Source organism: Ruegeria sp. AH7 (genome assembly GCF_056541325.1).
In genome coordinates, this window is the sequence record NZ_JBQFYF010000024.1 from 1 (window position 1) to 529 (window position 529).

At 56.5% G+C, this 529-nt stretch carries 1 protein-coding gene; it reads right to left on the reverse strand.

The genetic code is table 11. From position 1 onward, the window contains the following. Positions 1-527: glutamate--tRNA ligase family protein (locus ACR0JX_RS19730; protein WP_480545530.1), on the reverse strand; the 527-nt coding region annotated here is incomplete at its 3' end. Between the last annotated feature and the right edge of the window lie 2 nt (positions 528-529).

Below are 529 nucleotides of genomic sequence, written 5' to 3' on the forward strand. Positions count from 1 at the left end.
TGCGCATCAAGCTCATGCGTTCCCAAATACTTCGCACCAGTTTCACAAAATCCACGAAGTTCGGATGCCTTGATTGCCTTGTGCATGTTCAGGCGCAGAACATCACCAGCTGAAGCATCCGACAAAGGGCGGTCGCGGCACGTGCCTGGATAGATGCGCCCGTCAGGTCCGAACTGGGGTACACCTTCCTGCGGAGCACCGGCCGCAGATTCGATATCGGCACGATTGCAGCTGCAAGGGTAGACCAGGCCCGTGTTTTTGAGAATCTCCAATGCCTCTCTGTATCGCGGCAGCCTGTCCGACTGGCGCATCACCGGGTGCGGCCAGTGCAGTCCAAGCCAGTGCAGGTCGTCGTAGATCTGGGTTTCCCAACGAGACCTGGATCGCGATTGATCAATATCTTCGATCCGCAAAAGAAATGATCCACCCGCAGCCCGTGCCTGATCAAACGCAAGAAGCGCGGAATAGGCATGCCCTAGATGCAGCGGACCTGTTGGAGATGGTGCGATACGCGTTGTGTATGTCACGT